This window comes from Pseudomonas sp. Lz4W, from assembly GCF_000346225.2.
GTDB classification, from domain to species: domain Bacteria; phylum Pseudomonadota; class Gammaproteobacteria; order Pseudomonadales; family Pseudomonadaceae; genus Aquipseudomonas; species Aquipseudomonas paraversuta.
On sequence record NZ_CP017432.1, the window covers coordinates 3,806,075 to 3,818,649 of the forward strand.

14 protein-coding genes are annotated in these 12,575 nt (G+C 59.7%); 8 read left to right on the forward strand and 6 right to left on the reverse strand.

The features are described 5' to 3' along the window. Positions 1–270 precede the first annotated feature (270 nt). Entirely contained in the window at positions 271–1,887 is a 1,617-nt protein-coding gene (nadB, locus tag B195_RS17400; protein WP_003440603.1) for an L-aspartate oxidase, read from the forward strand. Here nadB and B195_RS17405 read toward each other — a convergent pair. Further along, positions 1,856–2,308 (reverse strand): protein YgfX, encoded by a 453-nt coding sequence (locus B195_RS17405; protein WP_003440600.1) that lies wholly within the window; start codon positions 2,306–2,308, stop codon positions 1,856–1,858. The two genes, nadB and B195_RS17405, sit on opposite strands and share 32 nt — an antisense overlap. Further along, a complete protein-coding gene (locus B195_RS17410; RefSeq protein WP_003440597.1) occupies positions 2,292–2,546 on the reverse strand; it encodes a succinate dehydrogenase assembly factor 2 in 255 nt (84 codons plus the stop codon). The genes B195_RS17405 and B195_RS17410 overlap by 17 nt, the downstream gene beginning before the upstream one ends. 139 nt (positions 2,547–2,685) lie before the next feature. Between B195_RS17410 and B195_RS17415 the strand changes: the two genes are divergently transcribed. Together B195_RS17415 and B195_RS17420 are read left to right on the forward strand one after the other, a co-directional pair. Next, positions 2,686–3,627 carry a folate-binding protein YgfZ gene (locus B195_RS17415; protein WP_003440594.1) on the forward strand — a complete coding sequence of 314 codons (942 nt, stop codon included), beginning with the start codon at positions 2,686–2,688 and terminating at the stop codon, positions 3,625–3,627. 19 nt (positions 3,628–3,646) lie between these two features. Next, positions 3,647–4,465 carry an HDOD domain-containing protein gene (locus tag B195_RS17420; protein WP_003440591.1) on the forward strand — a complete coding sequence of 273 codons (819 nt, stop codon included), beginning with the start codon at positions 3,647–3,649 and terminating at the stop codon, positions 4,463–4,465. Between the two features lie 44 nt (positions 4,466–4,509). On the opposite strand, the gene B195_RS17425 is transcribed toward B195_RS17420, so the two are convergent. Then, the gene (locus tag B195_RS17425; protein ID WP_003440588.1) at positions 4,510–5,916 is read right to left on the reverse strand and encodes a sensor histidine kinase; all 1,407 of its coding nucleotides are present in this window, start codon (positions 5,914–5,916) and stop codon (positions 4,510–4,512) included. Beyond that, positions 5,909–6,580: a response regulator gene (locus tag B195_RS17430; protein WP_003440586.1), complete on the reverse strand. Its 672-nt coding sequence runs from the start codon at positions 6,578–6,580 to the stop codon at positions 5,909–5,911. The genes B195_RS17425 and B195_RS17430 overlap by 8 nt, the downstream gene beginning before the upstream one ends. Before the next feature lie 450 nt (positions 6,581–7,030). Here B195_RS17430 and B195_RS17435 point away from each other — a divergent pair, with 450 nt between their 5' ends. The 4 genes from B195_RS17435 to B195_RS17450 are packed head-to-tail and all read left to right on the forward strand — an operon-like array spanning position 7,031 to position 11,067. Then, entirely contained in the window at positions 7,031–8,008 is a 978-nt protein-coding gene (locus B195_RS17435) for a tripartite tricarboxylate transporter substrate binding protein (protein WP_003440582.1), read from the forward strand. A gap of 57 nt (positions 8,009–8,065) precedes the next feature. Continuing rightward, complete coding sequence (locus B195_RS17440; RefSeq protein ID WP_003440579.1) at positions 8,066–8,524, forward strand: tripartite tricarboxylate transporter TctB family protein; 459 nt, start codon at positions 8,066–8,068, stop codon at positions 8,522–8,524. 1 nt (position 8,525) lies between these two features. Then, the gene (locus B195_RS17445) at positions 8,526–10,040 is read left to right on the forward strand and encodes a tripartite tricarboxylate transporter permease (protein ID WP_003440577.1); all 1,515 of its coding nucleotides are present in this window, start codon (positions 8,526–8,528) and stop codon (positions 10,038–10,040) included. Then, a complete protein-coding gene (locus B195_RS17450) occupies positions 10,033–11,067 on the forward strand; it encodes an AbrB family transcriptional regulator (RefSeq protein ID WP_003440574.1) in 1,035 nt (344 codons plus the stop codon). The genes B195_RS17445 and B195_RS17450 overlap by 8 nt, the downstream gene beginning before the upstream one ends. 5 nt (positions 11,068–11,072) lie before the next feature. On the opposite strand, the gene ung is transcribed toward B195_RS17450, so the two are convergent. Continuing rightward, entirely contained in the window at positions 11,073–11,765 is a 693-nt protein-coding gene (gene ung / locus B195_RS17455; protein WP_003440570.1) for a uracil-DNA glycosylase, read from the reverse strand. An 84-nt stretch (positions 11,766–11,849) separates the two neighbouring features. Next, a complete protein-coding gene (locus B195_RS17460) occupies positions 11,850–12,149 on the reverse strand; it encodes a hypothetical protein (protein WP_003440568.1) in 300 nt (99 codons plus the stop codon). A gap of 204 nt (positions 12,150–12,353) precedes the next feature. Between B195_RS17460 and B195_RS17465 the strand changes: the two genes are divergently transcribed. Further along, positions 12,354–12,575 (forward strand): cysteine-rich CWC family protein, encoded by a 222-nt coding sequence (locus B195_RS17465; protein WP_003440566.1) that lies wholly within the window; start codon positions 12,354–12,356, stop codon positions 12,573–12,575.

A 12,575-nucleotide genomic window follows, 5' to 3' on the forward strand; every position in this document is an offset into this window, starting at 1 on the left:
CCCACATGAAGGGCAACCCTCTATGGAACCCTGGCCCGCAGGAAAAGTTCAAAATCCCATACGAAATCAAGCCATACGGTACCGGGCAACAGGCCAATGCCGGGCAGCCCCGAGCGCTTGCCGATCAATTGTGCAAATCGACATGCAGCCCCCGCAAGTCTGAGGCACACTCCCTGCCCGCGGTACTTTCCCAAAGCCACAAAAGCCCGGCTATTGTGCCGATCCCCCCCTCTATATACTAGAGGGCGCTTTTATTGCGGATTCAGAAGAATGAGCCAACATTTTCAACATGATGTGCTGGTGATTGGCAGCGGCGCTGCCGGTTTGAGCCTGGCCCTTACTCTGCCGGGCCATATGCGCATTGCAGTTCTCAGCAAAGGCGATCTGGCCAATGGCTCGACGTTCTGGGCACAGGGTGGCGTGGCCGCAGTTCTTGATGACACCGACACCGTACAGTCCCACGTCGAAGACACCCTCAATGCCGGGGGTGGCTTGTGCCATGAAGACGCGGTGCGGTTTACCGTAGAGCACAGCCGCGAAGCCATCCAGTGGCTGATCGACCAGGGCGTACCCTTCACCCGTGATGAAGACGCAGACCCCGAACAGCCGGGCTTTGAGTTCCACCTCACCCGCGAAGGCGGGCACAGCCACCGGCGAATTATCCATGCCGCCGACGCTACCGGCGCTGCCATTTTCAAAACCCTGCTCGAGCAGGCCCGCCAACGGCCCAATATTGAATTGCTGGAACAGCGGGTTGCCGTCGATCTGATTACCGAGCGCCGGCTTGGCCTGGATGGCGATCGCTGCCTGGGTGCCTATGTGCTCAACCGCGCCACCGGAGAGGTCGAGACCTTCGGCTCACGCTTCACTATTCTGGCCACGGGCGGCGCCGCCAAGGTCTACCTCTATACCAGCAACCCCGACGGCGCCTGCGGTGATGGCATTGCCATGGCCTGGCGCTCCGGGTGTCGCGTGGCGAATCTGGAGTTCAACCAGTTCCACCCCACATGCCTGTATCACCCCCAGGCCAAAAGCTTTCTGATTACCGAAGCTTTGCGTGGCGAAGGCGCACACCTCAAGCTGCCTGACGGCGAGCGCTTCATGCATCGCTTCGATCCGCGCGGGGAACTGGCACCACGAGATATCGTCGCCCGTGCTATCGACCACGAGATGAAGCGCCTGGGCATCGATTGCGTCTATCTCGATATCAGCCACCAGTCCGATACCTTTATCAAAAGCCACTTCCCGACCGTCTATGAGCGCTGTCTGGAGTTCTCCATCGATATCACCAAGCAGGCGATCCCGGTGGTCCCGGCGGCGCATTACACCTGCGGCGGGGTAATGGTGGACGAGCATGGGCATACCGATGTGCCGGGCCTGTATGCCATTGGTGAAACCAGCTTCACCGGCCTGCATGGTGCCAACCGCATGGCCAGCAACTCGTTGCTGGAATGTTTTGTGTATGCCAAGTCGGCAGCGGCCGACATCCTCTCCCAACTGCCACAGGTAGCGACGCCTGTGGCCCTGCCGGACTGGGATGCCAGCCAGGTCACGGACTCGGATGAAGATGTGATCATTGCCCACAACTGGGATGAGTTGCGGCGCTTTATGTGGGACTACGTAGGCATAGTGCGCACCAACAAGCGCCTGCAACGGGCACAACACCGCGTGCGCCTGCTGCTGGACGAAATTGACGAGTTCTACAGTAATTACAAAGTCAGCCGCGACCTGATCGAGCTGAGAAATCTGGCGCAAGTGGCCGAGCTGATGATCCGCAGCGCCATGGCGAGAAAGGAGTCACGGGGCCTGCATTACACCCTCGACTACCCGCACATGCTGCCCGAAGCCCTGGACACTATTCTGGTGCCAACCACCTACGTCGACTGAACTTCAGGCGCACGCGCAAACGCCGGTGCTGATCCGGCGCCAGCGCGTCGCGGGGTATGCACAACGTGCGCACCCGACGCTCGCCGCGCAGGCTGAAACGCACAATCACCACACTTGGCAGCGCCAGACTGTCACGGCGCAACTGCACGGCCTGCCAGCCCCTGGCCCGGTTCCATAGCTGCCAGCCATCGGCAGTGCGGCGCAATCCGCGAAAGGCCGTGGCGTGGGTCAGCCGAATGTGCCGCCCCCACAGCCAGATGCCATGGGCCAGGCACAGAAAAGCACCGGACACACGCGCCCAGACAGGTATCGAGAGAAGGAAAATTGAGATCAGCGCCAGCATCTGGGCTGCGAGACAGGCCGCCAGCAATTGCCCTGAGGCCTGCCAGCGGCACTCGAAATAATTACTTGGGCTGGACACGATCCAGGATCATGCGAACCATGCGCTGCAGTTCCGGGTCTTCGGACTCTGCGCGCTCCATGAACCAGCCGAACATGTCCTGGTCTTCACACTCGAGCAGCTTGCGATAGCATTCGCGATCGACATCATTCAGGGTGGCGTACACTTCCTTGACGAAAGGCACCAGCAACACGTCAAGTTCAAGCATGCCGCGACGGCTGTGCCAGTAGAGACGATTGAGTTCAACATCTTCGACCATGGAGCGCTCCTCAAATAGAGCGCAAGTATACAGGCCGATCCGCCATAGAACAGTCGGCTTTGGTCGCCCGGCATTGAACTACCCATTTACAGGGCGCACCTCTATGATGTGTCCCAGACTTTATTACCTGCGAAGACCCATGGCCGACTCTGCTTTTTTCTGCACCCTGTCCCACGAAGGCGTTCTCGCCGTCATCGGCAATGACGCCAGCAAGTTCCTGCAGGGACAGCTGACCTGCAACCTCAACTATTTGAGCGAGACGCGCTCGAGCCTGGGTGCGCGCTGCACACAAAAAGGCCGGATGCAGTCCAGCTTCCGCATTCTCCTTGAACCTGAAGGCTGCCTGCTGGCGATGGCCCGCGAACTGGTCGAGCCACAGTTGGCAGACCTGAAAAAATACGCCGTGTTCTCCAAGTCGAAACTGACCGACGACAGCGCCAGCTGGGTACGCTTTGGCCTGAACCAGGCCGATGCAGTGTTGCAAAGCCTGGGCCTCGACCTGCCAGCCGAGACCGACAGCGTAGTCAGAGCCAATGGCCTGATCGCCATTCGCGTGTCCCCGGGCCGGGCTGAACTATGGACCGCGGCCGACCAGGCCGACAGCCTTTTACAGCAATTGAAAGCGCAACTGGTAGAAGCCGACCTCGATCAATGGATCTTGGGTCAGATCCGCGCCGGTATCGGCCAGGTCATGCCCCAGACCCGCGAACTGTTCATTCCGCAGATGCTCAACCTGCAGGCGGTGGGAGCAGTCAGCTTCAAAAAAGGCTGCTACACCGGCCAGGAAATCGTCGCGCGCATGCAGTATCTGGGCAAGCTCAAACGCCGCCTCTACCGCCTGCATCTGGAAGCCGGCGAATTACCCGAGCCTGGAACGCCTCTGTTTACTCCTGCGAATACCGGTAGCGTGGGTGAAGTGGTGATTGCAGCCCATGCAGAAAACGGCATTGAGCTGCTGTGTGTTCTGACTGCCGATGCCGTTGAAGCAGGCGAAATCCATGTAGGTGATGCACAGGGCCCCACCCTTTCGCTGCTTGATTTGCCGTACCAGCTAGACCGCGATCGTGAGATCCAGCGCTAATTGCCACTAGAGAACAGAAATGAGCACGCTGGCACACAAAGTCCAGATGGACTTGATTAAGGCCATAGATAAAGATGACCTGGTTTTGCCCACGCTACCGGAAGTGGCGCTGAACATCCGCAAGGCAGCAGAAAACCCTGAAATCAGCGTCAGTCATCTGAGTAAAGTCATAGGTCGCGACACCGCCCTGTCGGCGCGACTGATCAAGGTCGTCAACAGCCCGCTGCTACGAGCCCTCTACGAAGTCACCGACCTGCACACCGCCATCACCCGTCTGGGCGTCAACTACAGCAGTAACCTGGCTATCGGACTGGTGATGGAGCAGATCTTTCATGCCCGTTCGCAAGTGGTCGAAAACAAAATGCGCGACGTCTGGCGCCAAAGCCTGGAGGTCGCCGGGATTTGCTACACCTTGTGTCGTCGATACACCTCGCTCAAGCCTGATCAGGCAGCACTCGGGGGGCTGGTCCATCAAATTGGCGTGCTGCCGATCCTGACCTACGCCGAAGACCACAATGAACTGCTGTTCGATCCGGTATCGCTGAATCACGTGATCGAAAGCATTCATCCGCGCATTGGCGACAAGCTGCTGACGGTCTGGGAATTCCCGGAAATGTTGCTGAAACTGCCCGGTCAGTACCAGGACTTCACCCGCGATTCCAAAACCATCGACTACATCGACCTGGTACAAATCGCGACCCTGTTCTGCTCGCAAGGCAGCAACGCAGTTCCGGGGCTTGAGCTGAGCACCCTGCCGGCCTTCAAAAAACTGGGGGTGGATGCCGACGATCAAAGGTTCCAGGACGATCTGAACGCTGCCCGCGGGATGTTTATCTGAAGCCGGATCGCACCTGTAGTCGCTGCCGCAGGCTGCGGCAGCGACTACGAGGTCTGCATCCGCCTGTCGGCCAGCACAAAACTCACCCGCACTTTCAACCCGCCCTGCTCACCGTCGTGCAGGCTGATCGGTGCCAGGTGCGCCCGACAAATCTCACCGACAATCGCCAGCCCGAGCCCCGAACCTGCCACCTGGTGGTTACGCCGATAAAAGCGTTCAAAAACCCGCTCGCGGTCCTCAAAGGGGATGCCCGGCCCGTCGTCCTCAACCTCAAGCACGGCATGGGGCGTCACCCGCAGAATCACATTGCCGCCCTGTGGAGTGTGGGCCAATGCGTTATCCACCAGATTGCTTAACAACTCACTCAACAAGGTGGGCTCCCCGCGCATCCACACTGGCTGGTCGGCCTCAAGCGCCAGGGCCACGCCCCGGGCATGTGCGAGCGGCGCCATGGCCATTCCCAGCTCCCGGGCCAACTGGCTGAGATCGAGCAACTGCGCACCGCCTTCGGCAATGGCCCGTGCCCCGTTTTCAATCCGCGCCAGCGACAACAACTGATTCGCCAACAGGGTCAAACGGTCGGTGTCATCGGCAGCCTGTTCAAGGGTGTTGCGCCAGGTGGGCGGCTCATTCGCCCGCAGACCCAACTCAAGCCGGGCCTTGAGCACCGCCAGTGGGGTACGCAACTCATGGGCGGCGTCGGCGATAAATTGCGCCTGGCGCTCAAACTGCCCGCGCAAACGCTCGGTGAAGTGATTGAGCGCCTGCACCAATGGCCGCAACTCGCGCTGGACCGACACCAGCGGCAATGGCCGCAAGTCATCGGGCTGGCGCTCCTCGACGGCGGTGCGCAAGCGCTCGAGCGGTCGCAGTGCGGCGCTTACCGCAAACCACACGACGATCAAGGCTCCCAGCCCCAGCATGCCCAGGCGCAATAGCGTATCGGCCATCAGGCTGCGCGCCATGGACACCCGCGCCTCGTCGGTTTCAGCAACGCGGATTTCCGCCATGCCATTCATGTTGGGCTCGCTAACCGCCTTGAGCAGACTCACCACCCGCACGTTCTGCCCCAGATACTGGCCGTTATAAAACCGCGCCAGGGCCGGGTAATCATCGGTACGGGGGGTACCGGGTGGCGGAGCCGGTAACTGTTCATAACCGGAAATCAGCCGCTGATGAATATCGTTGACCTGGTAGTAGATACGTCCGGCGCTATCGTAGGCAAAGGTGTCGAGCGCTACATAGGGTACATCGGCACTCAAACTGCCATCGCGCTGTGACAGCCCGGCAGCAATAGTGCGCGCCGACGCCAGCAAGGTCCGGTCATAGGCGGTGTCGGCAGCTTCACGGCCGTTGAAGTAAGCGCTAAAGCCACTGGCCAGCATCAACACCACCAACAGCAGCGAGAGGTTCCACAGCAGGCGCCCGCGCAGGCTGTCGAATTTAAACATCGCGGCCTTCCAGCAAGTACCCCAGACCCCTGAAGGTCACAATGGCTACTGCCTGGCCGTCGAGTTTTTTACGCAGGCGGTGAATATAGATTTCGATAGCGTCAGAACTGGCTTCCTCATCCAGGCCAAATACCTGGGCTGCCAGTTGCTCCTTGCTCATGACTCTGCCGGGCCTTGCGATCAGCGCCTCAAGCACCGCTTGCTCGCGGGAGGTGAGAATCAGCAGTTCATCGCCAAGGGTGAAGCGCCGGGTGCCCAGGTCGTACACCAGAGATCCGCACCGCTGCTGGCGCTCCCCGCCCAGTACAGTGCGCCGCAGCAGGGCTTTGACCCTGGCCTCCAGCTCAGTCAGTTCGAAGGGTTTTGCCAGATAATCGTCAGCCCCCAGATTGAGCCCGTGAACCCGGTCCCTGACATCGCTGCGGGCAGTCAGCATCAATACCGGCAAGGTCTTGCCCCGGCTGCGCAAACGCGCCAGCACCTCAAAACCGTCCATGCGCGGCAATCCCACATCCAGGATCGCCACTGCATATTCCTCGCTGCTCAAGGCCAGGTCGGCAGCCACACCGTCGTGCAGCACATCCACGGTCAGACCAGTGCTTTTCAAGGCCTGGGCAACACTCTCGGCCAGCTGCAGCTGATCTTCGACCAAAAGTACACGCATCGGGTTTACCTCATTATTTTTGTGCAGGCCGGGGCCTTTCTTTGCGCGGAGTGTACAGACGGCAGAAATACTGTGAAGTGCGAAAACCGGGAAAGAGCAATGAAAGGCAACTGAAAGGTTCGCGAAAGGTTGGCTGATTAGGATCCGGAAACGGACAGTTACAACTGTCATCGCGTTACGCCCTGAAAAACGCCTCGAAGCGTTTTCGCCAATAAGAACAATAATGGAGCACCCTGCATGCTGACTCTTCAGCCCAAGGCCCGCCGCCTTTCTGTTTCCTCCCTGTTGGCTCGACACTCCCGCTCCCTTGCGAAAGACTTTTTGTCGCCTCCCTGTTTTGCGCAATAAAGCTGATGCACGGCGCCAGCCCGGCACGGGCGTTTCCCGCCGCCACCGGCTTTCAGCGAACAATTGCTGCCCCCTAAAAACAAAAACTCCTTTGGAGACACCATGAATCTATCACTGCGCACCGTAGCTCTTGCCGCCGGCTGCATGCTCTTCGCCGGCCAACTGATGGCAGAACCGAAACGCCCGGAATGCATCGCCCCGGCCTCGCCTGGCGGTGGTTTCGACCTCACGTGCAAGCTGGCCCAAAGTGCACTGGTTAACGAAAAACTGCTCAGCAAGCCGATGCGCGTGACCTACATGCCCGGCGGAGTGGGCGCCGTTGCCTACAACGCCGTGGTCGCCCAGCGTCCCGCCGATGCCGGCACCCTGGTGGCCTGGTCCAGCGGTTCATTGCTGAACCTGGCGCAAGGCAAGTTCGGTCGCTTCGATGAAAATGCCGTGCGCTGGCTCGCCGCCGTGGGTACCAGCTATGGGGCGATTGCGGTGAAAAATGATTCGCCCTACAAGAACCTCGATGATCTGGTTCAGGCACTGAAGAAAGATCCAGGCAAAGTGGTCATCGGCTCCGGCGGAACCGTGGGCAGCCAGGACTGGATGCAAACAGCCTTGATCGCCAAGGCGGCAGGAATCAATCCGCGGGACTTGCGCTACGTTGCCCTTGAGGGTGGCGGTGAAATCGCAACCGCGCTGCTGGGTGGTCACATTCAGGTAGGCAGTACCGATATTTCCGACTCCATGCCGCACATCCAGAGCGGTGATATGCGCCTGCTCGCCGTGTTCGCCAATGAACGTCTGGATGAGCCCGAAATGAAAAACATCCCGACCGCCAAAGAACAGGGCTACGACATCGTCTGGCCTGTGGTTCGCGGTTTTTACCTGGGTCCAAAAGTCAGCGATGAAGACTACGCGTGGTGGAAAGACGCATTCGACAAGCTGCTGGCTTCCGAAGAATTCGCCAAGCTGCGTGATCAGCGCGAGCTCTTCCCCTTCGCCATGACCGGGCCGGAGCTGGACACCTATGTGAAAAAACAGGTGGCTGACTACAAAACCCTGGCCCAGGAATTCGGCCTCATCCAGTAACCGCCGCTGACCGCTGGCTGTGCCCCTGAAGACCGGGGCACATCCCAGGAGTGAACCATGCTCATACAACGAATTTTTGCCTCGGTCCTGCTCGTCGTCTGCGCCGGTCTGGCGATCATGGCCTGGCCGTATCAGGCTGCTTTTTCCTACGAGCCCGTAGGTCCTCGCGCCTTCCCCTTGCTCATGCTCGCCTTGATGGCACTGGGTCTGATCTACATGATTTTTCGCCCCTCGCCTGTGGTGCATAGCGAAGAAGACCCGCAGCTGGATCGCCAGACGCTGACCAAGATCGGCCTGTGTGTCCTGCTGTTACTTGTCTTCGCCGGCACCTTCGAACCCCTGGGTTTTATCCTCAGCAGCGCGCTGGTCGGCATCCCGATGGCACGTTTGTATGGCGGCCGCTGGTTGCCCGGCATCCTGATCATCAGCTTGATGAGCGTCGGCCTTTATCTGCTGTTCGATAAAGCCATGGACGTACCGCTGCCGCTTGGCCTGCTCGACGTTCTGGAGAACTGATATGGATACTTTTGGCTATTTGGGCCAGGGCTTTGGCGTCGCGCTCACGCCCTACAACCTGATCACCGCACTGTGCGGCACCCTGATCGGCACCGTGGTCGGATTGCTCCCCGGCCTAGGCCCCATCAACGGGGTGGCACTGCTGATTCCCATTGCCTTCGCCCTGGGACTGCCTCCCGAATCCGCGCTGATCCTGCTGGCTGCCGTGTACCTGGGCTGTGAGTACGGCGGGCGTATCAGCTCGATCCTGCTGAATATCCCCGGTGAAGCGTCCACCGTAATGACCACCCTCGACGGCTACCCGATGGCCCGCAAAGGCCTGGCAGGCGTGGCGCTTTCACTGTCCGCCTGGAGCTCTTTCATTGGTGCCTTTATTGCCACCTGCGGCATGGTGCTGTTCGCCCCGCTGCTGGCCAAATGGGCGATAGCCTTCGGTCCGGCGGAGTACTTCGTACTCATGGTATTCGCCATCGTCTGCCTGGGCGGCATGGCCGGCGATCGTCCACTCAAGACATTTATCGCCGCCTTGATCGGTCTGTTTCTGTCGACGGTGGGGATTGATGCCAACAGCGGGGTTTACCGTTTTACAGGGGACAACATCCACCTGACTGACGGCATCCAGTTTGTGGTGCTGGTACTGGGCCTGTTTTCCATCAGCGAAATCCTGTTGCTGCTGGAAAAAACCCATCGCGGGCAAGAAGCCGTGAAAGCCACCGGCCGCATGATGTTCAACTTCAAGGAAGCCTCTGCGGTATTCGTGGTGAATATCCGTTGCGGCCTGCTCGGATTCATCATGGGCGTCCTGCCGGGTGCAGGCGCAACCCTGGCCAGTGCCGTGGCCTACATGACGGAAAAACGTCTGGCGGGTACTTCGGGCAAATTCGGCGAGGGTGACATGCGCGGTCTGGCCGCTCCCGAGACTGCCATCGGTGCTTCGGCCTGCGGTGCCCTGGTACCGATGCTGACCCTGGGCGTACCGGGTTCGGGTACCACGGCTGTGATGATTGGCGCATTGTCGCTGTACAACATCACGCCCGGCCCGCTGCTGTTTCAACAACAGCCGGATATCGTCTGGGGCCTGATCGCTTCGTTGTTTATCGCCAACATCATGCTGGTGATCCTCAACATTCCGATGATTCGCATCTTCACCCGGATTCTTTCGGTGCCTAACTGGGCGCTGGTGCCGGTGATCGCGATTATTACCGCCATCGGCGTCTATGCCGTCCACGCCACCACCTTCGATCTGTTCCTGATGATCGGTATCGGCATCTTCGGCTATATCCTGCGCAAGCTCGATTTCCCGCTATCGCCGGTACTGCTGGGTTTCATCCTCGGCGGACTGATGGAACAGAACTTGCGCCGCGCCCTGTCGATCTCCAACGGCGCGCTGGAAATTCTGTGGGCAAGCCCGATCACCCTGGGTGTTTGGGTACTGACCGCGATCATGCTGTTGATGCCTGTTCTGCGTATCTGGCGCAAGCGCAGTGCCAAACGCCGCGCCCTGGCCAATGCCTGAGCAAGGGTTCAAGCACTGGTGGGGAACGCCGCTGGTCGGTCTGGCCGGCGGATTTCTCGCCAGCCTGATCGGCTGGCCACTGCCCTGGATGGTCGGCTCGTTGCTGGCGATCATTTTGGTCCGCTGCCTGACTCCGTGGCAGCTGGCCGAGATTCCGGGCGGACGTAAATGTGGGCAGTGGATTGTGGGCATCGGCATCGGCCTGCACTTCACCCCCCTGGTCATGGAGCAGGTGCTGGCGCATTTCGGCCTGATCTTTGTCGGCGCGCTGCTCACCAGCGTGTCGAGCGTGCTCGGGGTGTGGATCATGCGCCGCAGTGGAGAGGACCGCGCTACGGCGTTTTTCTCCAGCATGCCGGGCGGTTCGGGGGAGATGGTCAATCTCGGCGCTCGCAATGGTGCCGTATTGAGCCGGGTCGCTGCCGGACAGAGCCTGAGGGTGCTGATGGTGGTGCTGTGCGTACCGGCCGCCTTCAAGTACTTGCTCGGCGAAGGCGCTCCGGCGCTGCATCCCGCATCAGTCAACCTCTACTGGTTAGCCCTGCTGTTTCCGGCCGGTGCGCTGATGGCCTGGCTCTGGCAACGCTTGCGCCAGCCCAACCCCTGGTTATTCGGACCGCTGCTGGTCAGCGCCAGCGTCAGTATTTATTGGAACTTGCACATAGGCCTGCCCGATGGCAGCAGCCAGGCGGGCCAATGGTTGATCGGCAGTGGACTGGGCTGTCATTTCAACCGGGCGTTTTTTCGCCGTGCCCCGTCCTTCATCGGCCGCACATTAACAGGTACGGCGCTGACGATGCTGATCGCCAGCCTGTGCGCACTCGGCCTGAGCAGCCTGACACAACTGGATCTGCGCTCCATGACCCTGGGAATGATGCCTGGCGGTATCGCAGAAATGAGCCTTACCGCAGAAACCCTGCAGTTGTCGGTACCTCTGGTCACCGCCCTGCAGGTGATGCGTTTGCTCTTCGTGCTGTTTTTGGCCGAACCGCTGTTTCGCTACTGGGTACGGCCTCGCCCGGACTAACGCCCTCAGGCCGGCGGCAGTTTCCAGTCGATCGGGGACAACCCGTTTTGCTCAAGAAACTTGTTGGTTCGACTGAAGTGACCGTTGCCGATAAACCCCCGATAGGCGGAAAGCGGCGAAGGATGTACCGAGGTCAGCACCAGATGCTTGGTGGCATCGATCAGTTTCTGTTTGCTTTGCGCATGGGCGCCCCACAACAAAAACACCAGTTTGGGCTGTTGCTCACTCACCACCTGGATAATCCGGTCGGTGAAGTGCTCCCAACCTTTTTTGGCGTGGGACGCGGCATTGGCGCGCTCCACTGTCATGGTGGTGTTGAGCAGCAACACCCCCTGCTCTGCCCAATGCTGCAAGCAGCCATGGGTGGCGATATCGATATTCAGATCGCGCTTGAGCTCTTTATAAATATTGACCAGCGAAGGCGGCACGGGAATGCCGGGCTGGACCGAAAAACACAGGCCATGGGCCTGACCGGGACCGTGATAGGGATCCTGTCCAAGAATCACTACTTTGATCTTGTCCAGCGGGGTCAGGTTGAGGGCATTGAAAATAAGCGGGCCCGGCGGATAGATTTCCTTCCCGGCGGCATGCTCCTGGCGCAGGAACTCGCGCAGCTGGGCCATATAAGGTTTTTCGAACTCCTCGCGCAAAGCCTGCTTCCAGACCGGTTCAAGTTTTATACGATCATCCGACGTCATGACTACATCCTGAAAAACAATGGAGCGGACACTAGAAAAGCCCGTCTCCATTGTCAATTCATCAATGCATCTGCCGGGCATTCTCTACCTGTCCCACCCCCGGCCCTGGCCACCGCCACCATAACCGTGGCCATTACCGTAGCCATATCCATGACCCGACGGATAAGCAGGTCCATGGTTATAGTGCGGCGCACCCTGGTAATAGCGTGGCGGCGCAGCATAGTAGCCACGGGAATGACCGTAGTAAGGGCCGTAATAACCATAGCCATAAGGCGCTGGCGCTACATAAACCTCAGAGCGATAGCCGCTGTAGCCCGGGTAATAGGGCACACAGGCAGACAAGGCCAGAGCAAGCACAACAAGGCTGAGCAGACGACGGTACATGGCGGCCTCCTGGACCGCTGATGAGCACACCCGGCGGCGCCGGGGGCAGTAAATGGCGATGCCATCCACACCTTTTAAGACCACGAAAAACAGTTTCGGTGCCGCGGATCAAATAATTCTGACAGGCGTGGCGGGCGACATATCACTGCGCCTGCTTCCCGTCGAAGGGCATACAATAGCCGGGTCATTCACCGGACCCCAGCCATGACCACGCCTGATCTCTGCCCTGCCTGCGGGGCGCGCAACGACTGCTCGATGGCCAACGCCAATACCGCGGAACAACCCTGCTGGTGCTACAGCGTCAGTATCGACCCGCAGGTGCTGCAAGCCTTGCCACTCGCCCAGCAAGACCTGGCCTGCCTGTGTCCCCGCTGCGCGCAGGTGCAAAACCAATTGCCGCCCGCGCAACCGGAACGCCTCGGGTAA